The 18,246-nt window shown below is 41.8% G+C and carries 27 protein-coding genes and 1 pseudogene; 25 read left to right on the plus strand and 3 right to left on the minus strand.

From position 1 onward, the window contains the following. The first annotated feature begins 9 nt into the window (after positions 1 to 9). On the plus strand, positions 10 to 540 hold the full coding sequence (locus FRX45_RS04150) for a DUF6691 family protein (protein WP_152267146.1): 531 nt from the start codon (positions 10 to 12) through the stop codon (positions 538 to 540). Between the two features lie 15 nt (positions 541 to 555). Here the strand turns inward: FRX45_RS04150 and FRX45_RS04155 are convergent. Next, positions 556 to 1,059 (minus strand): annotated as a pseudogene (locus FRX45_RS04155) (ORF6N domain-containing protein). Positions 1,060 to 1,302: 243 nt separating this feature from the next. Between FRX45_RS04155 and rpsJ the strand changes: the two are divergent. The 23 genes from rpsJ (at position 1,303) to map (ending at position 14,233) form a co-directional block, all read left to right on the plus strand. Further along, a complete protein-coding gene (gene rpsJ / locus FRX45_RS04160; RefSeq protein WP_152267147.1) occupies positions 1,303 to 1,608 on the plus strand; it encodes a 30S ribosomal protein S10 in 306 nt (101 codons plus the stop codon). Positions 1,609 to 1,929: 321 nt separating this feature from the next. After that, positions 1,930 to 2,550, plus strand: coding sequence for a 50S ribosomal protein L3 (gene rplC / locus FRX45_RS04165; protein ID WP_152267148.1), 621 nt, complete (start codon positions 1,930 to 1,932; stop codon positions 2,548 to 2,550). A 50-nt stretch (positions 2,551 to 2,600) separates the two neighbouring features. Further along, complete coding sequence (rplD, locus tag FRX45_RS04170; protein WP_152267149.1) at positions 2,601 to 3,245, plus strand: 50S ribosomal protein L4; 645 nt, start codon at positions 2,601 to 2,603, stop codon at positions 3,243 to 3,245. 86 nt (positions 3,246 to 3,331) lie between these two features. Next, positions 3,332 to 3,631: a 50S ribosomal protein L23 gene (rplW, locus tag FRX45_RS04175; RefSeq protein ID WP_152267150.1), complete on the plus strand. Its 300-nt coding sequence runs from the start codon at positions 3,332 to 3,334 to the stop codon at positions 3,629 to 3,631. A 67-nt stretch (positions 3,632 to 3,698) separates the two neighbouring features. Beyond that, positions 3,699 to 4,535, plus strand: a complete 837-nt coding sequence (gene rplB, locus FRX45_RS04180) for a 50S ribosomal protein L2 (protein WP_152267151.1) — start codon at positions 3,699 to 3,701, stop codon at positions 4,533 to 4,535. A 92-nt stretch (positions 4,536 to 4,627) separates the two neighbouring features. Next, on the plus strand, positions 4,628 to 4,900 hold the full coding sequence (gene rpsS, locus FRX45_RS04185) for a 30S ribosomal protein S19 (RefSeq protein ID WP_152267152.1): 273 nt from the start codon (positions 4,628 to 4,630) through the stop codon (positions 4,898 to 4,900). Positions 4,901 to 4,959: 59 nt separating this feature from the next. Beyond that, positions 4,960 to 5,301 carry a 50S ribosomal protein L22 gene (gene rplV, locus FRX45_RS04190; protein WP_152267153.1) on the plus strand — a complete coding sequence of 114 codons (342 nt, stop codon included), beginning with the start codon at positions 4,960 to 4,962 and terminating at the stop codon, positions 5,299 to 5,301. Between the two features lie 25 nt (positions 5,302 to 5,326). Then, positions 5,327 to 6,145: a 30S ribosomal protein S3 gene (gene rpsC / locus FRX45_RS04195; RefSeq protein WP_152267154.1), complete on the plus strand. Its 819-nt coding sequence runs from the start codon at positions 5,327 to 5,329 to the stop codon at positions 6,143 to 6,145. Between the two features lie 70 nt (positions 6,146 to 6,215). Further along, complete coding sequence (rplP, locus tag FRX45_RS04200) at positions 6,216 to 6,638, plus strand: 50S ribosomal protein L16 (RefSeq protein WP_152267155.1); 423 nt, start codon at positions 6,216 to 6,218, stop codon at positions 6,636 to 6,638. A gap of 39 nt (positions 6,639 to 6,677) precedes the next feature. Beyond that, a complete protein-coding gene (gene rpmC / locus FRX45_RS04205) occupies positions 6,678 to 6,884 on the plus strand; it encodes a 50S ribosomal protein L29 (RefSeq protein WP_152267156.1) in 207 nt (68 codons plus the stop codon). Between the two features lie 5 nt (positions 6,885 to 6,889). After that, positions 6,890 to 7,147: a 30S ribosomal protein S17 gene (gene rpsQ / locus FRX45_RS04210; RefSeq protein WP_152267157.1), complete on the plus strand. Its 258-nt coding sequence runs from the start codon at positions 6,890 to 6,892 to the stop codon at positions 7,145 to 7,147. 135 nt (positions 7,148 to 7,282) lie between these two features. Beyond that, positions 7,283 to 7,651 (plus strand): 50S ribosomal protein L14, encoded by a 369-nt coding sequence (gene rplN / locus FRX45_RS04215; protein ID WP_116873575.1) that lies wholly within the window; start codon positions 7,283 to 7,285, stop codon positions 7,649 to 7,651. Between the two features lie 94 nt (positions 7,652 to 7,745). Then, entirely contained in the window at positions 7,746 to 8,081 is a 336-nt protein-coding gene (gene rplX, locus FRX45_RS04220) for a 50S ribosomal protein L24 (protein WP_152267158.1), read from the plus strand. Positions 8,082 to 8,129: 48 nt separating this feature from the next. After that, the gene (gene rplE / locus FRX45_RS04225; RefSeq protein ID WP_152267159.1) at positions 8,130 to 8,699 is read left to right on the plus strand and encodes a 50S ribosomal protein L5; all 570 of its coding nucleotides are present in this window, start codon (positions 8,130 to 8,132) and stop codon (positions 8,697 to 8,699) included. 81 nt (positions 8,700 to 8,780) lie between these two features. Continuing rightward, entirely contained in the window at positions 8,781 to 9,050 is a 270-nt protein-coding gene (rpsN, locus tag FRX45_RS04230) for a 30S ribosomal protein S14 (RefSeq protein WP_152267160.1), read from the plus strand. A gap of 108 nt (positions 9,051 to 9,158) precedes the next feature. Continuing rightward, positions 9,159 to 9,557, plus strand: a complete 399-nt coding sequence (gene rpsH, locus FRX45_RS04235; protein WP_152267161.1) for a 30S ribosomal protein S8 — start codon at positions 9,159 to 9,161, stop codon at positions 9,555 to 9,557. Positions 9,558 to 9,691: 134 nt separating this feature from the next. Then, complete coding sequence (gene rplF / locus FRX45_RS04240; protein ID WP_152267162.1) at positions 9,692 to 10,246, plus strand: 50S ribosomal protein L6; 555 nt, start codon at positions 9,692 to 9,694, stop codon at positions 10,244 to 10,246. A 45-nt stretch (positions 10,247 to 10,291) separates the two neighbouring features. Then, on the plus strand, positions 10,292 to 10,645 hold the full coding sequence (gene rplR / locus FRX45_RS04245) for a 50S ribosomal protein L18 (RefSeq protein WP_152267163.1): 354 nt from the start codon (positions 10,292 to 10,294) through the stop codon (positions 10,643 to 10,645). Positions 10,646 to 10,688: 43 nt separating this feature from the next. After that, a complete protein-coding gene (gene rpsE, locus FRX45_RS04250) occupies positions 10,689 to 11,207 on the plus strand; it encodes a 30S ribosomal protein S5 (RefSeq protein WP_152267164.1) in 519 nt (172 codons plus the stop codon). 6 nt (positions 11,208 to 11,213) lie between these two features. Further along, on the plus strand, positions 11,214 to 11,396 hold the full coding sequence (rpmD, locus tag FRX45_RS04255) for a 50S ribosomal protein L30 (protein WP_152267165.1): 183 nt from the start codon (positions 11,214 to 11,216) through the stop codon (positions 11,394 to 11,396). A gap of 165 nt (positions 11,397 to 11,561) precedes the next feature. Continuing rightward, entirely contained in the window at positions 11,562 to 12,011 is a 450-nt protein-coding gene (rplO, locus tag FRX45_RS04260; RefSeq protein ID WP_152267166.1) for a 50S ribosomal protein L15, read from the plus strand. 73 nt (positions 12,012 to 12,084) lie between these two features. After that, positions 12,085 to 13,425: a preprotein translocase subunit SecY gene (secY, locus tag FRX45_RS04265; RefSeq protein ID WP_152267167.1), complete on the plus strand. Its 1,341-nt coding sequence runs from the start codon at positions 12,085 to 12,087 to the stop codon at positions 13,423 to 13,425. A gap of 4 nt (positions 13,426 to 13,429) precedes the next feature. Further along, positions 13,430 to 14,233 (plus strand): type I methionyl aminopeptidase, encoded by an 804-nt coding sequence (gene map / locus FRX45_RS04270; protein WP_152267168.1) that lies wholly within the window; start codon positions 13,430 to 13,432, stop codon positions 14,231 to 14,233. On the opposite strand, the gene FRX45_RS04275 is transcribed toward map, so the two are convergent. Beyond that, positions 14,190 to 15,419 carry a 1-acyl-sn-glycerol-3-phosphate acyltransferase gene (locus FRX45_RS04275; RefSeq protein ID WP_152267169.1) on the minus strand — a complete coding sequence of 410 codons (1,230 nt, stop codon included), beginning with the start codon at positions 15,417 to 15,419 and terminating at the stop codon, positions 14,190 to 14,192. The genes map and FRX45_RS04275 overlap by 44 nt on opposite strands. A 52-nt stretch (positions 15,420 to 15,471) precedes the next feature. Here FRX45_RS04275 and FRX45_RS04280 point away from each other — a divergent pair, with 52 nt between their 5' ends. Then, positions 15,472 to 16,740, plus strand: coding sequence for a BaiN/RdsA family NAD(P)/FAD-dependent oxidoreductase (locus tag FRX45_RS04280; protein ID WP_152267170.1), 1,269 nt, complete (start codon positions 15,472 to 15,474; stop codon positions 16,738 to 16,740). Positions 16,741 to 16,783: 43 nt separating this feature from the next. Here the strand turns inward: FRX45_RS04280 and FRX45_RS04285 are convergent, their stop codons facing one another. Continuing rightward, on the minus strand, positions 16,784 to 18,112 hold the full coding sequence (locus FRX45_RS04285; protein ID WP_152267171.1) for a PepSY-associated TM helix domain-containing protein: 1,329 nt from the start codon (positions 18,110 to 18,112) through the stop codon (positions 16,784 to 16,786). Positions 18,113 to 18,246 lie beyond the last annotated feature (134 nt).

Below are 18,246 nucleotides of genomic sequence, written 5' to 3' on the forward strand. Positions count from 1 at the left end.
AATATTTATATGTTGGTAAAAGAAAAGGTACGTAAGACGTCTTTAAAGAAAGAACCGGTAGATACGGATTATGAAGTACGTTCTCAAAATGCCATGTGCGTAAATGAAAGCACCCTCGACAGGCCGCTCGTTTCTAATATTAAGTATGGCGTATTGGGTATTTTTTTCGGGATCGTATTTGTAAAAGCCGAAATCGTTTCCTGGTTCAGGATACAGGAAATGTTTAAGCTGCAAAGTTTTCATATGTATGGCGTTATTGGTTCGGCTGTGGTGGTGGGTATAATTAGTGTGGCGCTGATCAAAAAATACAATGCCAGGTCAATAGAAGGTGAAAAAATCCACCTGGAGCCTAAGCAATTTCATAAAGGGCAAATTTATGGCGGACTGATCTTTGGCTTAGGCTGGGCTATTACCGGCGCCTGCCCCGGACCCCTGTATGCGCAAATCGGCGCAGGGGCTACGGTAATTTTAGTAACCTTATTAAGCGCCGTAGCCGGAACCTGGGTATATGGACGTTTTATGAACAGGTTGCCGCATTAAAAGCGGCTGAAACGTTTATTTCCTGAAGCCAATCCTTTCACGTTTGCTGAAGTCCACCTCCTGTTGCTTTTTGTTGAGCAGGAATTGAAGGGCCTGGTATATATCTTTAAATTTTTTGTTGCTGCTTTGCTCTATTTCAGCCAGCTTTTCAACCAGTTCTTTATACTGGTGAGCCATTTGCCGCAAAGCTATGAACGCCCGTACAATAGCTAAATTGATTTTCACGGCTGTATCGCTTTTCAGCACACTTGCCAGCATGGTAACGCCGTGTTCCGTGAATGCGTTGGGTAGGTATCGTCTCCCACCCCGGTTTGAGGTCACAAATTGTGACCTCAAACCATTCCATTCACCCATGGTAAGCTGAAACATAAAGTCGGGAGGGAATCTTTCAACATTTCGCTAAACAGCCTGATTAAGCGCTTTGGTCTCTACTCCGTACAGCCCGGCAAGATCAAAGTCGGGCATTACTTTTTCACCTCTAATTTCATATATCTTTTGCTGAATGATGGCGATGTCCATAGTGTGTTTTTCAGGTTGAGCAAACAATTACTTATTTAAAAATAGTAAAATATAATAATTGCAGGTAAAACTAAAGAGGACAGAGAGGATAAATTATGTCCCATAAACTGCCTGAAATGAATCTATAGGGAGGCGGTTTACAGCACCCTAAAACATTTTTAAATTTTCTTTCCCAACTATTTGGCAATAAACGATAAGGCACATACCTTTGCACTCCCAAAATCAAAACGGGTACTTTACGGTATGTCTCAAAGAATCAGAATAAAATTACAGAGCTACGATCACAATCTGGTGGATAAATCTGCCGAAAAGATCGTTAAAACTGTACGCAGTACCGGCGCTGTGGTAACAGGACCAATTCCTTTGCCTACGCAGAAAAAAATATTTACGGTATTGCGTTCACCCCACGTAAACAAAAAGAGTCGTGAACAGTTCCAGCTTTCTACGCACAAGCGGTTGCTGGATATTTACACTTCTTCTTCACGTACCGTGGATGCACTGAGCAAGTTAGACCTGCCCAGCGGTGTGGATGTTGAGATCAAAGCGTAACAGCTTTGTTTGTGCGGGAAAATAAAGAAGCTTAGTTCTTACTATATATTCCATCTGCCAATTGCGGGAAACCAAAAAAAAGCAGCGCTGGATGCCGGAAGCAAAAGGGGTAAAGCCCGTTTGGTCATAACCAGTTTATGATTTCCGGTTTTTGAGAATTAAATATGAACTAGCCCTTCGAGGTTAGTTTACCGCTGGTACTTCCTCTTTCACAAGTGGGAAATACGGGAAAAGGTCGGCGGCAAACGGGGATTGAAGCATTGGATATAAAATAATAGTCCAGTCTGTCTCTTAAACCAAAATGGGTATAAAAACAAAACAATGAAAGGTATTATTGGTAAAAAAATCGGGATGACCAGCATCTTCAATCCTGCCGACGGCACGCAAACTGCCGTTACTATTATTGAAGCTGGTCCTTGTGTGGTAACACAGGTAAAAACAAAAGAAACCGACGGCTACAGTTCAGTTCAGTTGGGTTTTGGCGATAAAACTGAAAAGCATACTATAAAAGCAGAAGCCGGTCACTACGCCAAATCAAATACTCCCGCTAAAAAGTTCGTAAAAGAATTCCGCGATTTTTCCATCGAAAAGAATATAGGTGAAACCGTTACACTCGACATTTTCGCTGAAGGCGATAAAGTTGAAGTAATAGGCACTACAAAAGGTAAGGGTTTCCAGGGTGTGGTAAAACGCCATGGATTTCATGGTGTGGGTGAACAATCACATGGTCAGCACGACCGCCAGAGAGCGCCCGGTTCTATTGGTAACTCTTCCGATGCGTCACGTGTATTTAAAGGAATGCGCATGGCGGGCCGCATGGGTACCGACAGGGTGAAGGTAAAAGGATTGAAGGTGGTGAAATTGTTCCCTGAAAAGAATTACCTGCTGGTAAGCGGTGCAGTTCCGGGATATAATGGTTCAATTGTATTAATTCAAAAGTAAAGTCACTGCCGGTACACGGGTAACTGTGTACCGGCAAAATATTTTATACAATGCAAGTAGATATTTTAAATAAGACAGGTGAGAAAACAGGTCGCACAGCGGAACTGCCTGATGAAATTTTTGGAATTGAGCCCAATGACCATGTCATCTACCTCGCTGTAAAGCAATTTCTGGCTGCACAACGTCAGGGTACGCATAAGGTTAAAACCCGTGCAGAAGTTAAGGGGTCCAGCCGTAAGCTGCATCGCCAAAAAGGTACAGGCGGCGCCCGTAAAGGTAATATCCGTAACCCCTTGTATAAAGGCGGTGGTACTATATTCGGACCTAAACCACACGGTTACGATATTAAGCTGAACCGTAAAGTAAAAGACCTGGCTAAAATATCGGCCCTTTCTTATAAGGCCAGGGAAAATGCCATCGTGGTTATTGAAGATTTTTCACTGGAAGCACCTAAAACAAAGGAAGCCGCCAGCGTAATTAAAAGTCTTAACCTCGATAAAAAAAGAACTTTGCTGGTATTGCCTGGTTACAATGAGAACGTACAGTTAAGCTTTCGTAACATGCCCACCGTATTGGGAGTGTTGCTGGCCGATGTGAATACTTATGATATTGTGAACAGTGATGTGCTGGTGCTTACAGAAAATGCGGCTAAAATATTTTCTGAAGAAGAAGCAACAGCAGGAGCAGAGGCATAAGAAGAAATTTTGAAAAAGCTGGTTAAGGATAAAGAGGCGGATGGGTTTTCAAATTTTCAAATTTTCAAATTTTCAAATTAACAGAGATGAAACTTGCAGATGTACTTGTAAAACCGATCATAAGCGAAAAAAGCAATAAGCTTTCTGAAAAAAGAAATATATATGCTTTCCGGGTAGGGCGTAAGTCCAATAAGCTTGAAATAAAGAAAGCCGTGGAAGATTTTTATGGCGTTAGCGTGGTAAATGTAAATACAGTTGTTGTTCCCAGTAAAAGCAAATCAAGATTTACAAAAGCAGGTGTTATTTCGGGACGTAAACCTGCGTACAAAAAAGCCTATGTAACGATAGCTGAAGGTGAAAATATTGATCTGTACAGCACATTATAATACGGAACGGATATTCAAATTATTAAAGTTGGCGAAGCTGAAAAGTTCGCAATAAAAAGAAATAACAATGGCAGTAAGAAAATACAAACCAATGACAGCGGGCACCCGTTGGAGAATTGGAAATGGATATGCCGAAATTACTACGGACACACCTGAAAAAAGCCTGCTGGAAGCTAAATCCAGAACAGGAGGACGTAATTTCCAGGGTCGTCGCGCCATGCGCTATATTGGTGGCGGGCATAAACAAAAATACCGTATAGTAGATTTTAAGAGGGATAAGAAGAATATTAAGGCCACTGTAGCATCTGTTGAATACGATCCTAACCGTACTGCTTTTATTGCCTTGCTTAACTATGCTGATGGCGAAAAAAGATACATTATTGCTCCCCAGGGTTTGCAGGTAGGATCTGTGATAGTAAGCGGGGATAGCGTTGCCCCTGAAGTGGGAAATGCATTACAATTAAAGAATATGCCTTTGGGTACAAACGTACACAATATAGAATTACAGCCAGGCCAGGGTGGCAAACTGGTACGCAGCGCCGGATCTTCTGCGCAGTTGAGCAATAAAGAAGAAAAGTATGGTGTATTGAAAATGCCAAGTGGGGAACTTAGAAAAATATTGATCAATTGTTATGCTACCGTAGGTGTGGTAAGCAACAGCGATCACAGCCAGGAAAGAGCTGGTAAAGCTGGTGTAAACCGCTGGAAGGGCGTTCGTCCGCGTGTGCGTGGGGTGGCTATGAACCCTGTTGATCACCCGATGGGTGGTGGTGAAGGAAGGGCCTCCGGAGGACATCCAAGATCAAGAACCGGAAAATATGCGAAAGGATTGAAAACCCGTAAGCAAAAAGGTTCTGATAAGCTGATCATTCAGCGCAAGAATGGAAAGAAGCTGGCGAAATAATTGATAAGTGCCCGCCCGGCTGAACACCGTTCGGACGGGTAAGTGGTAAGATAAATCAGAAATCAACAAATCTAAAATCTGAAATATAGATTATGGGTCGTTCAATTAAAAAAGGTCCTTACGTAGCCGATTATTTAGAAAAGAGGGTATTGGCTATGAACGAGGGTAAAGCTAAAAAAGGTGTGATCAAAACCTGGAGCCGCCGCTCCACTATTACCCCCGATTTTGTGGGCAATACTTTTGCGGTGCACAATGGCAACAAGTTTATACCTGTATATGTAACCGAGTATATGGTAGGGCATAAATTAGGTGAATTTGCACCTACCCGTAATTTTAAAGGACACTCGAGCAAAAAAATAGCTTAAAAATAAGTTGCGGATTACAGTTGTAACAAACGGTAGCCCGGAACCAGAAAAAATAAAAAATGGAAGCAGTAGCTAAACTCAGAAACTATCCTACGTCACCACGCAAAATGCGTTTGCTGGCAGATGTTATCCGTGGTATGGATGTAGAGAAGGCTTTGGCAATATTGGAGCATCATCCACAGCATTCTTCTACCCCTCTTTATAAATTATTAAGGAGCGCCATAAGCAACTGGGAGCAAAAAAATGAAGGAACAAATGCGGCAGACAGCAACCTGTTGGTGAAAACCATTTTTGTAGATGGAGGAAGAGTGCTGAAAAGAATGTTGCCGGCGCCCCAGGGCAGAGCTTACAGGGTACGCAAACGCAGCAATCATGTAACATTGATTGTAGACCAGAAATAAAAATGAAAATTTTCAAATTATAAACATGGGTCAAAAAGCAAATCCAATTGGTAACAGGTTAGGGATCATTCGCGGTTGGGAAAGCAACTGGTTTGGTAACAAGAGGGATTACTCCAAAAAACTGATTGAAGATAACCGGATCAGAACCTATCTTAATGCCCGTATCAATAAAGGCGGAATTTCGAAGATTGTTATTGAACGTACACTCAATAAGCTAATTGTTACAATACATACTTCCAAGCCAGGCATTATCATTGGTAAAGGTGGTGGCGAAGTAGACCATATTAAGGAAGAGTTGAAGAAGCTTACCGGTAAGGAAGATGTGCAGATTAATATTCTGCAGGTTCGTCGTCCTGAACTGGATGCCAATATAGTGGGTGATACCATTGCACGGCAAATAGAGAACCGTATTAATTATAAACGCGCTATTAAATTATCCATTGCTTCAGCGCTTCGTATGGGCGCCGAAGGAATTAAGGTAAAGGTTAGCGGACGTTTGGGCGGTGCTGAAATTGCACGTACAGAAGAAATCAAGCAGGGACGTGTTCCTTTGCATACATTCCGTATGGAAATTGATTATGCCAACGTATTTGCTTTAACCGTATATGGTAAAATTGGTATTAAGGTTTGGATATGTAAAGGGGAAGTATTAACCAAACGCGACCTTAACCCGAATATAATTGATGGAAAAAGCGAAACCAGTGTGGGTGATAACAGAAGGGAAGACAGGAGAGATGACAGAAGAGGTGGTGGCGACAGAAGAGGGGGAGGCGACAGGCGTGATGACAGAAGAGGCGGTGGCGGAGACAGAAGAGGTGGTGGAAGAGGGGGAGACAGGAGATAATTATCAATGTATAAGGTGTGAGCGGTAAGGTGTAAGAACAATATTCAAAATTTTCAAATTGTAATATAAAATGTTACAGCCGAAGAGAACAAAACACAGAAAAGCGCAGAAAGGACGGATCAGGCAGGTGGCGAAACGGGGAGCAACTATATCTTTTGGTTCATTTGCATTAAAAGCACTGGAACCTATATGGCTCAATAACCGCCAGATTGAATCTGCCCGCCAGGCTATGACGCGTGCTATGAAGCGTGAAGGGAATGTATGGATTCGTATTTTCCCCGACAAGCCAATTACACGCAAACCAGCGGAAGTGAGAATGGGTAAAGGTAAAGGTAACCCCGAGTTTTGGGCTGCCGTGGTTGAACCGGGTCGTATTCTTTTTGAAGCCGATGGGGTTTCGGTTGAGGTAGCAAAAGAAGCAATGCAACTGGCTGCTGCAAAATTGCCCATTAAAACCCAGTTTATTATCCGTCGCGATTATGCCGGACAATAGATCAGCAGCTAATGTTTTAAATATTCAAACCGAATAGTAATGTCAAAGAAAACGGATTTTGTAAATAGCCTGAAAACGATGAGTGAAACGGATTTGCAGGCGCGTATCAGCGAAGATGAGATACGCCTGAAGAAATTAAAATTCGCTCATGCTACCTCTCCGCTGGAGAATCCCATGACCATACAAGCGGTTCGGAGGGATATAGCAAGGTTAAAAACTGAATTAAAGAACAAAGCTAAAAGCTAAATAAAATGGCTGAAAGAAATTTGCGCAAAACAAAGATCGGGGTGGTAACCAGCAACAGGATGGAAAAAACTGTGACGGTTGAAATTGAAAGAAAGGTGAAACACCCTATCTATGGTAAGTTCGTAAAGAAAACGACCAAATTCCATGCTCACGATGAAAAAAATGAGTGCGGTATTGGTGATGTTGTTAAGATAATGGAAGCCCGCCCGCTGAGCAAAACAAAGCACTGGCGCCTGGTTGAGGTGGTAGAAAAGGCGAAGTAATATATTTCTGATTTGAGATTTCTGATTTGAGACCTGCCTGCGGGCAGGCAGATTTGAGATACTTTGATTTTATCATCATCTCAACGTCGCACCAAATATCAAATTTCAAATATCAAATTTCAAATAACTAAAAAGATGATTCAGCAAGAAAGCAGGTTAAATGTAGCAGATAACAGCGGCGCCAAAGAGGTACTGTGTATCCGTGTACTGGGCAATAGCGGGCAGGATTATGCGAAGATCGGGGATAAGATTGTTGTAACAGTTAAAGACGCTATTCCTGCAGGCGGTATAAAAAAAGGAACAGTTACAAAAGCGGTTATCGTACGTACAAAAAACAAATTGAGGCGTAAAGACGGATCTTATATCCGCTTCGATGATAACGCAGTGGTATTGCTGAACCAGGCTGATGAGCCACGCGGCACGCGTATTTTTGGGCCTGTGGCAAGGGAACTGCGGGATAAGGGATATATGAAAATTATTTCTCTTGCACCTGAAGTGTTATAAGAGCATTCGGCTATGAGCTATGAGCTTTTAGCGAATATGGAACATAAACTTAATCGGCTGATAGCTGAAAGCTAATAGCCAAAAGCTAAATAAAATGAGCAAAAGATTTAAACCCAAGTTTAACGTTAAAAAGGGCGATTCGGTGGTGATTATTACCGGAGATGATAAAGATGTGAAAAAGCCGCGGAAAGTGCTTGAAGTATTTCCCGATGAGGCTCGTGTGCTGATAGAAGGAGCGAATATCATTACCCGTCATACCAAGCCTTCTGCACAAAACACCAAAGGTGGCTTAGTGAAAAAAGAAGCGTCCATTCATATCAGCAATGTTAAGCTTTGGGATGCCAAAAAAAGTGAAGCTGCCAAAGTGAAGCGCACCAGGGAAAATGGAAAATTAATTCGCGTATCTAAAAAATCAGGCGACACCATTTAATGCTGCTGTGATTTTGAGATGATAACAGCCAAATAAATTTTTGACAACATGAGCACAATAAAATATACCCCGAGATTAGCTGATAAGTACAAGAAAGATGTTGTACCGGCTTTGATGAAACGCTTTGCGTATAAAAGCGTAATGCAGGTTCCGCAATTGGAAAAGATTTGCCTGAACCGTGGTGTAAACGGTGCGGTAAACGATAAAAAATTAGTGGATGTGGCTGTAGAAGAGCTGGCTACCATTACCGGGCAAAAGGCAGTAGCTACAAACTCAAAAAAGGATATATCTAACTTTAAACTGCGTAAAGGTGTGCCTATTGGAGCAAGGGTAACATTGCGTGGGGTTAAAATGTATGAATTCCTGGATCGCCTTATTTCTGCGGCTTTACCCCGTGTAAGAGATTTCAAGGGGATTAATGAAAAAGCATTCGATGGCCGTGGCAATTATACCATGGGCGTTACCGAGCAGATCATCTTTCCTGAAATTGATATTGATAAGGTAAATAAAATAACGGGCATGGATATCACTTTCGTAACATCAGCCAACACCAATGAAGAGGCTTATGAATTACTGAAAGAATTAGGTATGCCTTTCAAAAACGCTAAAAAAGATTAATTGTAAAGAGGAATTCATAAAACGAATTTCGGGCAGACAGCTCATTTTCGGATTCAGAATTTCAAAAATTAGAATTTAATTATGGCAAAAGAGTCAGTAAAAGCCAGACAAAGAAAAAGGGAACGCCTGGTAGAACAATATGCTGAAAAGCGTGCTGTATTAAAAGCTGCCGGCGATTGGAAAGCGCTTGATGCGTTGCCAAGAAACTCATCAAAAGTGCGTTTAAAAAATCGCTGCCAGGTATCAGGCCGCCCAAGAGGATACATCCGTTATTTCGGATTGTCGAGAATTGCTTTTCGTGATATGGCTTTAAATGGTATTATACCAGGTGTTAAAAAAGCGAGCTGGTAGAATTTGAAACCCGCCTGCCTGCAGGCAGGCTTGAGATTTAAAATTTGAAATTTCAAATTCCTCCGCTTGTGCAGATAAAAATAATTTTGAACTGATTAATTCATAAAAATGGTAACAGATCCTATTGCAGATTTCCTGACCAGAGTGCGTAATGCCCAGATGGCGGGTCACCGTATTGTGGAAATCCCGGCTTCTAACCTTAAAAAGCGTATTACTGAAATACTGTATGATCAGGGCTACATTCTGAAATATAAATTTGAGGAAGATAGCAAACAAGGTGTAATTAAGATCGCATTAAAATACGATGCCCAAACAAAGCAACCCGCTATCAGGTCGCTTGAAAGGGTAAGCCGTCCGGGTTTGCGTCAGTATTCCAAGCCCACAGATTTTAAAAGAGTAATGAATGGCCTGGGTATTGCTATCGTAAGTACATCAAAGGGAGTTATGACCGATAAGCAGGCTAAGTCGCAGAACGTTGGTGGCGAAGTGCTTTGTTATATTTGCTAATATAAAATGTACCTGGCTGGTGAGCGGGTGCTTTACAATAAAAATGTTGACTGATAATTTAAGTTCTCTATACGGAACTGAACACTTTCAACAGAAGCGGTATTCAAATTTAAAATTTTAAATCTCAAATTAACATGTCTCGTATAGGTAAACAACCCGTTATAATTCCTGCAGGTGTTACGGTTACCGTTGGTAGTGATAATGTAGTAATTGTAAAAGGTCCAAAGGGCGAATTGAAACAGTCGGTAGATCGTGATATCAAAGTTGAAGTGAAAGACCGTGAAGTGAACTTTTCACGTCCAACCGACCAGATACGCCACCGCGCCCTGCATGGTTTATACCGTGCCATTACTGCCAACCTTGTAAAGGGTGTTACCGATGGATACACAAAGAAACTGGAGTTGGTTGGGGTAGGTTTTAAGGCTTCGAACCAGGGTAACCTGCTCGACTTATCCTTAGGGTATTCGCATAATATTGTTTTTGAAATACCTAAGGAATTAAAGGTAACAACTGCACAGGAGAAAGGACAGAATCCTACCATTTCATTGGAAGGTACAGATAAGCAATTGCTGGGACAGGTTGCGGCTAAAATACGGAGCCTGCGTAAACCTGAACCTTACAAAGGAAAGGGTGTTAAATATGCAGGTGAGCAGCTTCGTCGTAAGGCTGGTAAAGCTGCTGGTAAATAATTTGAACATTTGGTCCGGCAGTATCGGACAAAAAAATAAAAGAAAATGGACGCTAAAGTTATCAGAAGACAAAAGATCAGGTACAATATACGCAAAACGGTATCTGGCACTGCGCAAAGACCCAGGTTATCTGTATTCAGAAGTAACGCGGATATTTATGCACAATTGATAGATGATGAAAATGGCGCTACGCTTGCTGCTGCATCTACAAAAGACAAAGATATCAGTGCGCAAAAATCACCCAAAGTAACGCAGAGTAACCTGGTAGGTAAGGCGATTGCCGCAAAAGCGGCGGCTTTAGGAGTTACCACTGTTGTATTTGATCGTGGCGGTTATTTATACCATGGACGTATTAAGGCGGTTGCCGATGGTGCGCGGGAAGGCGGATTGAAATTCTGATTTTTTTGATACTGAAATTATAATTACCAATAACAAGTTTATAATGTCAAAAGTAAGTTTAAACAAGGTAAAAGCCGGCGACTTAGAGTTCAAGGAAAAAGTGGTTGCTATTAACCGTGTTGTTAAAACGACAAAGGGTGGACGGGCGTTCAGCTTTTCTGCGCTGGTTGTGGTAGGCAACGAGAACGGTGTAGTAGGTCATGGTTTGGGAAAAGCAAAGGAAGTGCAGCAGGCTATTGCCAAGGGCATTGACGATGCAAAGAAAAACCTGATCAGGGTGCCGGTAATGAAAGGAACCATTCCACATGATCAATGGTCAAAAGAAGGCGCCGCAAAGGTGCTGATCAAACCCGCTGCTCATGGTACGGGTGTAATTGCCGGGGGAAGCATGCGTGCCGTGTTGGAAAGCGCCGGTATTACAGACGTTCTGGCCAAATCCCTGGGTTCCGCTAATCCCCATAATGTGGTTAAGGCTACTTTTAAGGCATTATCGCAATTGCGTGAACCTATAGCGGTTTCCAAAGACAGAAAAATAGCACTTAAAAAAGTTTTCAACGGATAATTAATCATGGCAAAGATCAAAATCACACAGGTTAAAAGCATAATTGACAGATCTGAGCGTCAGAAAAAAACAATGTCTGCTCTTGGACTGAAAAAATTAAATGCTACTGTAGAGGTAGAAGCTACCCCACAAATACTGGGTATGGTAAATAAAGTAAACCACCTGGTAAAAGTAGAAGAAGCACAATAATATGGAAACCCGCCTGCCGGCAGGCAGATATGTAAGTGTGGAAATGTGAGAATGAAAGAAGATATTTCCACGTTTTATTTTGCAATTTACTTTAACGAATAAGATATTTCATTTATTAATATGCGAGCCCGAATGTTTTCCGGGCGTTGAGTAAAAAAGATAAACATGAAACTGCATCAGTTACGGCCCGCAAAAGGCGCCACACATAAAGACAAACGTTTAGGCCGCGGTGAAGCTTCAGGGCATGGCGGAACCTCAACAAAAGGTAATAAAGGCCAGCAGGCAAGAACTGGCTATAAAAGTAAAATGGCACATGAAGGCGGACAGATGCCTATTCAGCGTCGCTTACCCAAGCGTGGATTCAAAAATCCGCATCGTGTTGAATACGCAGTATTTAACCTCGGGCAAATAGAACAACTGTCGGCAAAATATGATTTGCAGGAAGTTTCGGTTGAAAACCTGTATGTTAACGGGCTGATAAAGAAAAGTGAGAAAGTTAAGATACTGGCTAATGGCGACTTAAAAACCAAGCTTGTTTTTAAAGTAGATGCCGTTAGCGAGAAAGCCAAAACTGCTATTGAAGCTGTTGGTGGAACCGTTGAAATAGTAAAGTAAATTTCCTTACCTTGCATAACGCATTTTAAATGGGTTATTTTCCATTTGGCGCTCAAACTAAAACGCACATTTCGTGAAGAAATTCATTCAGACACTGAAGAATATCTGGACTATTGAAGAACTGAGAGACAAGATATTGGTAACCTTGCTGCTGTTATTGATATATCGTTTTGGCACACATATCGTTTTACCAGGTATTGATCCCAATAAACTTTCCGAGTTTTCTCATAAAGCCAGCCAGGGTTTACTGGGGTTGTTTGATACTTTTGCAGGTGGTGCATTTTCGAAGGCCTCTATTCTTGCGTTAGGTATCATGCCTTACATTTCTGCTTCTATTTTCATGCAGTTGATGACCATCCTGGTTCCTAAAATGCAGAAAATCCAGAAAGAGGGTGATACAGGCAGAAAAAAAATCAATCAGTGGACCCGCTATCTTACCGCTGCGGTAACTTTATTGCAGGCAGGTACTTTTGTAGCATATCTTACCAATCAAAACCGGGATGCGCTTATCGAGGCCTACCAGCCTTATTTTTGGGTATCAACGGTGGTATTGCTTACCTCAGGTACTTTGTTTGTAATGTGGCTGGGAGAAAAAATTCAGGACAAAGGTTTGGGTAATGGTACTTCCATTATTATCATGGTGGGAATTTTAGCAAGATTACCCGAAGCAATGTTCCAGGAATTCGGGGCAAAACAGGTAAAAGGCGGTGGTGGTTTGATTTTCTTCCTTATTGAAATTGCGGTACTGATAACCGTTATACTCGGACTTGTTATTTTGGTGCAGGGGGTAAGAAAAATACCCATCAATTATGCCAAACAAATAGTGGGAAACAGGCAATTTACCGGGGCAAGACAATTTCTTCCCTTAAAAGTAAATGCTGCCGGCGTAATGCCTATCATTTTTGCACAGGCTATTATGTTCCTGCCTACACTTATTTCTTTTTCTTCATTCGAGAGCGGACAGGGCATCGCCAGGATCTTTTCTGATCCGAGCAACCCCTGGTATATGCTGGTATACGGCGTAATGGTAATTGCATTTACTTTTCTGTATACAGCACTGATATTTAATCCTAAACAGGTTTCCGACAGTTTAAAACAAAGCAACGGGTTTATTCCCGGCGTTAAACCGGGGCAGCCTACTGCCGATTATATTGGGCAGATCATGGATAGAATTACTTTGCCCGGCGCATTTTTCCTTGCCATTGCAGGTATATTACCCGGACTTATTCAAAGAACCGGGGTTACGCCGTTATTTGCCTCATTTTTTGGCGGTACTTCTCTTCTGATTATGGTTGCTGTAATATTGGATACCCTGCAACAAATTGAAACACATTTGCTCATGCGGCAATATGATGGCTTGATGAAAAGCGGGCGCATCCAGGGAAGACAAACTACATCACCTGTTTCGATATAACAAAATGGTTTATTATAAAACGAACGATGAGATCGGGTTAATCCGTAAAAGTAGTTTATTGGTTAGCGCCACCTTAGCAACGGTAGCTAAGTTTTTAAAACCCGGGATTACTACTTTACAGGCAGATATATTAGCAGAGCAATTCATCCGCGATAACGGAGCTGTTCCTTCTTTCAAAAATTACAAAGGCTTTCCCTTTACCTGTTGTATTTCCGTAAATGATGCCGTGGTACATGGCTTTCCCAATAACACAGTATTGAAGGAAGGCGATATTGTATCCGTGGATGTAGGTGTATTTATGAACGGATACCACGGCGACAGCGCTTATACCTTTGCTTTAGGTACACTTACAGATGATGTAAAGCAATTGCTCAGGGTTACAAAAGAATCTTTATACAAAGGAGTGGACAAAGCAATTGCGGGCAACAGGATCGGCGATATATCTTTTGCTGTTCAGGAGCATACAGAAAGAAAGCACGGATATGGAGTAGTTCGCGAGCTGGTAGGCCATGGATTGGGTAAACAGTTGCACGAAGATCCCCAGGTGCCCAATTACGGCAAAAGAGGAACCGGTTTAAAAATGAAGGAAGGCCTGGTAATCGCTATTGAGCCCATGATCAATATGGGTAAAAAAGAAGTTTACTACGAAGAAGACGGCTGGACGGTAAAAACCAAAGATGGCAAACCTGCTGCACATTATGAACATACGGTTTGTGTGCAGAAAAACAAACCAGATATACTGTCTTCCTTTTCGGAAATAGAGGCTAATGAAAAGGCGAACGAATATCTTGATGCTTCTTATTATTGACTTCCGTTCCTGTTATTAATTCCTGGACATATCTTCTCTCCGAAGGTTCCAGGATAAGATAGTTTTTAATTTTCATCATATACATCCAAAATTTTGTACTGCACCATCCGGTGAACGGGATGATAAATATCCATAACCAAAAGGGCGCCGAAGTAAAGTAATCCAATAATACTGAGGTCAGCATTATATATACAGGATACAATATAGTGAGTAACCCAAAAAGGAGGGCATCATAAAAAATAGTGCCTTTTGTTTTAATTCTTGCAAACACACCTACCGGAAAATAAAACAGGCTGTTAAGTACAAACCCTGCCAGTGCGGGAATGCACAATAAAGCTGCTATTGCAAAGCTTTTATAATAATCAGCATAATGCAGTGGAAAAAAGGATCTTTTCAGTTTTTGATACAGGGGCGGCTCAAAATCCTGTGCTGATAAAAGATATCCCTGGTGATGGATGTGCTTAATAAGGTTATTGCAGTTGTCCCTAAGCGTTACATTGGTAAGAATAGCCTGCCATAAATTTTTAGTTTTTCCTTTATCTGTTCCCAGAGCCGGAACAAGCGAATGGAGTTTCTGAAATAGCTGTGCATTGAATTCCTGTTTCCATGCACCTGTATGCTCATTGTACGGAAGCCTTCCGGGATAAAATATTTCCCCCGATTGTACGATAAGGGTTTTCGCCGGGTGTTCATAATCGCTATAGGTTAAGCCAACAGGCGCTACCTGTAGTGTATACCTGAGTTGCTCATCGCAGAGTGCATAATGTACAATTTTTGCCGTGCCGCTTTTTAACGGTTTCAGCTTCCATTCGTGCACGGTAATGCCTTCCGAAAAAATAATAATGATCCCGCCGTTTTTTAGTATGTTCCTGCAAAGATCAATAGAGGTGAAGTTTTCTCTTAGTTTTTCTTTTTCTTCAGATACCCTGTAAACAGGTATGCCATTTAAAAATTTTAAGAGCAGGCGAAATAGAGGGTTATTAAACATGTCGCTCCTGATCGTAAAATGTACGGGTTGTTTGCATTGGCAGGCTATAACAACGGCATCCAGCATGGAATTGGGGTGATTGGAAGCGATGATCGCTGGTCCCCTTAGTGTATGCAGCGGAAAACCACATGTAATTTTTCTTCTGAAAAAGAATAATAAACTACACCGGGCAAGCAATTTTATGCAATAGTAAAACAAAGTAGCCTTAGCTTTAATTTTGAAAATTGATAAGGTTAAATTAGTTAAATAAATGAAGCAAAAGCAATTGGTTGTAATTGGTGGCGGGGCTGCAGGGTTTTTTGCTGCTGTAAATGCGGCAAGGATGAACCCCGCATTAAAAGTAACCTTATTAGAAAAGAGCCATAAGCTATTGTCGAAGGTGAGAATAAGCGGTGGCGGCAGATGCAATGTTACCCATCATTGTTTTGAAATAAATGAGATGATCAAAAACTATCCCCGTGGCGCTCATTTTTTAAAAAAAGCGTTCCATCATTTTTTTACAACCGACACCATCAGGTGGTTTGAAGAAAGAGGGGTAGCGCTCAAAACAGAAAGTGATGGAAGAATGTTTCCTGTAACAAACCAATCGGAAACGATTATCGAATGTTTGCTCAAAGAGGCCAACCGCTATGAGGTTGATATACGCATGAATGCTGAAGTGAAGGAAATTAAAATGAATGATGAACAGCAGTTACATGGTACAGGAAACAAAAAGTTCAATATCTGTTTTTCAGATTCCGGATTTCTGGATGCAGATTTTATATGCATGGCCTGCGGAGGCTATCCTAAACTTTCACAGTACAACTGGCTGCAATCCACAGCACATCATATTGAATCACCCGTTCCTTCCTTATTTACTTTTAATATGCCGGGCAATACCATTACCGGTTTAATGGGCATAAGTGTGGAAAAGGCTGTTGCGAAAATTGCGGGAATGAAATTAATGGCGGAAGGCCCGTTGCTGATAACCCACTGGGGTATGAGCGGGCCCTGTATATTGCGCCTGAGTGCCCTGGGTGCAAAAGAACTCGCAGCAAATCAATATCATTTCACACTTCTTGTAAATTGGGTACCCGAATTTTCGGAACAGGAGTTGCGGAAATCATGGCCGGACTGGCGGCAACAATATGGTGCAAATAAAATATACCTGCATCATCCCTTTGCGTTGCCTGCCCGGTTATGGCATTACCTGCTTCAGCAAAGTGATATTGCTGAAACACAACGCTGGAGTGAACTGTTGACCAGGCAGCAAAATACATTGATACAACTGCTTACCGCCGCTCCCTTTGAAGTGAAAGGAAAAACCACTTTCAAAGAAGAGTTTGTTACCTGTGGCGGAATAGATGTATCTGAGATAGATGTAAATACCATGCAAAGTAAAAAGCATCCTGGTTTATTCTTCGCCGGTGAAATATTGAATGTAGATGGGATTACCGGCGGGTTTAATTTTCAACATGCATGGACAAGCGGGTGGATTGCAGCGAAGGCGGTTGCATCAATGGCGGCTAGTGCTGCATGAAACGTGAGAAGTGAAGCACTGCTTTTAAAAATCAATAGCCGGATCAGGCATTTGTTAATCTCCCCGTTTTATATGCAGGAGCTTTTTGCGGGATAGATTTAAATGGTTTTTTCTTCTTCTTTAATTTATTGAACCATATCAGTGTTCCTGTTATGGGCAGGCTCGTAGCTATAAGACAAGCAATAAAATATAATATTTTGGTAAATGTGCCATATACATTCCCTACATGAATGGCTTTAATGGAGCCTGCGATCTGTTCATTTAAGGGTTTGTTACGGAATATATCGGCCTTAGTGGTTTCACCTGAGTACTGATCTATGGATAAACGATCTGCCGCGGCAGGCGCAAAAAAGCCTACGCGGGTTTTATTAACCGCTACCGTTGATTTTGCATCGGGTGGAAACGTGATAGCATAATTGCCATTGTAGGGTAACTGCTTATCTGCTTCTTTTATAAATGCAGCTATACTTAGCCGTTGGCTTTCATTTTTATTCGTCACTGCATCCTGGCTGGTTTCGGCCGTTTCTCTATTCTTTTTTTCCTCTGCCGTTTTTCCGGCGGTACGCTCCTGTAAGCCATTTTTATCAGCCTGTGCATCCTTAGGTTTATAAGTGCCCAGGGTTTTTTGTAAACCGTTGCGGTACCATTCAAAAGACCATTGCGGACCTGTAAGCCCCATCAGCAATAAAAAAAACAATGAATAAAAGGCCAAGGAATTGTGCAGATCGTGGTTAACGCGTTTCCAGTTGCCGCTCATTTTTATTTTTAATCCCTGCCGCCATGCACGCAGTTTTTGCGGAAACCAAATGATCAGCCCGGTAATGCATCCCAATGTAAACAGGATTGTGGCCCAGCCGGATATTTTGCTGCCCAGTTCACGATTGGTCATACCGGAAAAAATGGGTGTTTCAATTTTGTCGAGTAAAAGCCAGCGGTGAAGGCTGAACATAGTGCTCATGAATTCCTTAGCACTGTTCTTTTCCAATGAATTCCCAACAATAGCACCGGTATATGGATTCACCATATAAGCTGTACCAAAACGGCTTTTATCGTCTTTCTTTTTTACATTGAACTGGTAGGTGCGTTCGGGATCGGCAGAGATATTTACGGAAGTAATTTTTCCACCGGATGCCTGTTCAATTTTTTCAACGAATGCATCCGCAGGCATGCGGTTCACTCCGGGCATGGGCTGTACTTTGTATAAGTGAGGCGCAGCTATTTCTGTTATTTCGGTATTGAATACGTATACGGTGCCACTGAAACAAATAACCAACACAAAAAGCCCGCTGGTTAGTCCCAGCCACAGATGGATATCATTGAACAACTTTCGTACTTTTTGCCACTTCGTTTTATCTTTACGCGTTTGCGCCATGCTAACGATTAATTTAAAATTCTTACCGGCTTTTTGAAGAGTGCAAAATAAAATTTTTCAGCGGTCTGCTATTTACGTTAAACGGAAAATTAATGCCGTTTAGGGAATATTAAAATCAGAAACACTAATTACAT

The organism is Agriterribacter humi (assembly GCF_009192765.1).
Lineage (GTDB): Bacteria > Bacteroidota > Bacteroidia > Chitinophagales > Chitinophagaceae > Agriterribacter > Agriterribacter humi.

Excerpts from the sequence above, each read along its gene's own strand:
- FRX45_RS04150 (WP_152267146.1), top strand. The coding sequence starts at position 10 with ATGTTGGTAAAAGAAAAGGTACGTAAGACGTCTTTAAAGAAAGAACCG.
- rpsJ (WP_152267147.1), top strand. The coding sequence starts at position 1,303 with ATGTCTCAAAGAATCAGAATAAAATTACAGAGCTACGATCACAATCTG.
- rplC (WP_152267148.1), top strand. The coding sequence starts at position 1,930 with ATGAAAGGTATTATTGGTAAAAAAATCGGGATGACCAGCATCTTCAAT.
- rplD (WP_152267149.1), top strand. The coding sequence starts at position 2,601 with ATGCAAGTAGATATTTTAAATAAGACAGGTGAGAAAACAGGTCGCACA.
- rplW (WP_152267150.1), top strand. The coding sequence starts at position 3,332 with ATGAAACTTGCAGATGTACTTGTAAAACCGATCATAAGCGAAAAAAGC.
- rplB (WP_152267151.1), top strand. The coding sequence starts at position 3,699 with ATGGCAGTAAGAAAATACAAACCAATGACAGCGGGCACCCGTTGGAGA.
- rpsS (WP_152267152.1), top strand. The coding sequence starts at position 4,628 with ATGGGTCGTTCAATTAAAAAAGGTCCTTACGTAGCCGATTATTTAGAA.
- rplV (WP_152267153.1), top strand. The coding sequence starts at position 4,960 with ATGGAAGCAGTAGCTAAACTCAGAAACTATCCTACGTCACCACGCAAA.
- rpsC (WP_152267154.1), top strand. The coding sequence starts at position 5,327 with ATGGGTCAAAAAGCAAATCCAATTGGTAACAGGTTAGGGATCATTCGC.
- rplP (WP_152267155.1), top strand. The coding sequence starts at position 6,216 with ATGTTACAGCCGAAGAGAACAAAACACAGAAAAGCGCAGAAAGGACGG.
- rpmC (WP_152267156.1), top strand. The coding sequence starts at position 6,678 with ATGTCAAAGAAAACGGATTTTGTAAATAGCCTGAAAACGATGAGTGAA.
- rpsQ (WP_152267157.1), top strand. The coding sequence starts at position 6,890 with ATGGCTGAAAGAAATTTGCGCAAAACAAAGATCGGGGTGGTAACCAGC.
- rplN (WP_116873575.1), top strand. The coding sequence starts at position 7,283 with ATGATTCAGCAAGAAAGCAGGTTAAATGTAGCAGATAACAGCGGCGCC.
- rplX (WP_152267158.1), top strand. The coding sequence starts at position 7,746 with ATGAGCAAAAGATTTAAACCCAAGTTTAACGTTAAAAAGGGCGATTCG.
- rplE (WP_152267159.1), top strand. The coding sequence starts at position 8,130 with ATGAGCACAATAAAATATACCCCGAGATTAGCTGATAAGTACAAGAAA.
- rpsN (WP_152267160.1), top strand. The coding sequence starts at position 8,781 with ATGGCAAAAGAGTCAGTAAAAGCCAGACAAAGAAAAAGGGAACGCCTG.
- rpsH (WP_152267161.1), top strand. The coding sequence starts at position 9,159 with ATGGTAACAGATCCTATTGCAGATTTCCTGACCAGAGTGCGTAATGCC.
- rplF (WP_152267162.1), top strand. The coding sequence starts at position 9,692 with ATGTCTCGTATAGGTAAACAACCCGTTATAATTCCTGCAGGTGTTACG.
- rplR (WP_152267163.1), top strand. The coding sequence starts at position 10,292 with ATGGACGCTAAAGTTATCAGAAGACAAAAGATCAGGTACAATATACGC.
- rpsE (WP_152267164.1), top strand. The coding sequence starts at position 10,689 with ATGTCAAAAGTAAGTTTAAACAAGGTAAAAGCCGGCGACTTAGAGTTC.
- rpmD (WP_152267165.1), top strand. The coding sequence starts at position 11,214 with ATGGCAAAGATCAAAATCACACAGGTTAAAAGCATAATTGACAGATCT.
- rplO (WP_152267166.1), top strand. The coding sequence starts at position 11,562 with ATGAAACTGCATCAGTTACGGCCCGCAAAAGGCGCCACACATAAAGAC.
- map (WP_152267168.1), top strand. The coding sequence starts at position 13,430 with ATGGTTTATTATAAAACGAACGATGAGATCGGGTTAATCCGTAAAAGT.
- FRX45_RS04280 (WP_152267170.1), top strand. The coding sequence starts at position 15,472 with ATGAAGCAAAAGCAATTGGTTGTAATTGGTGGCGGGGCTGCAGGGTTT.
- FRX45_RS04285 (WP_152267171.1), bottom strand. The coding sequence starts at position 18,112 with ATGGCGCAAACGCGTAAAGATAAAACGAAGTGGCAAAAAGTACGAAAG.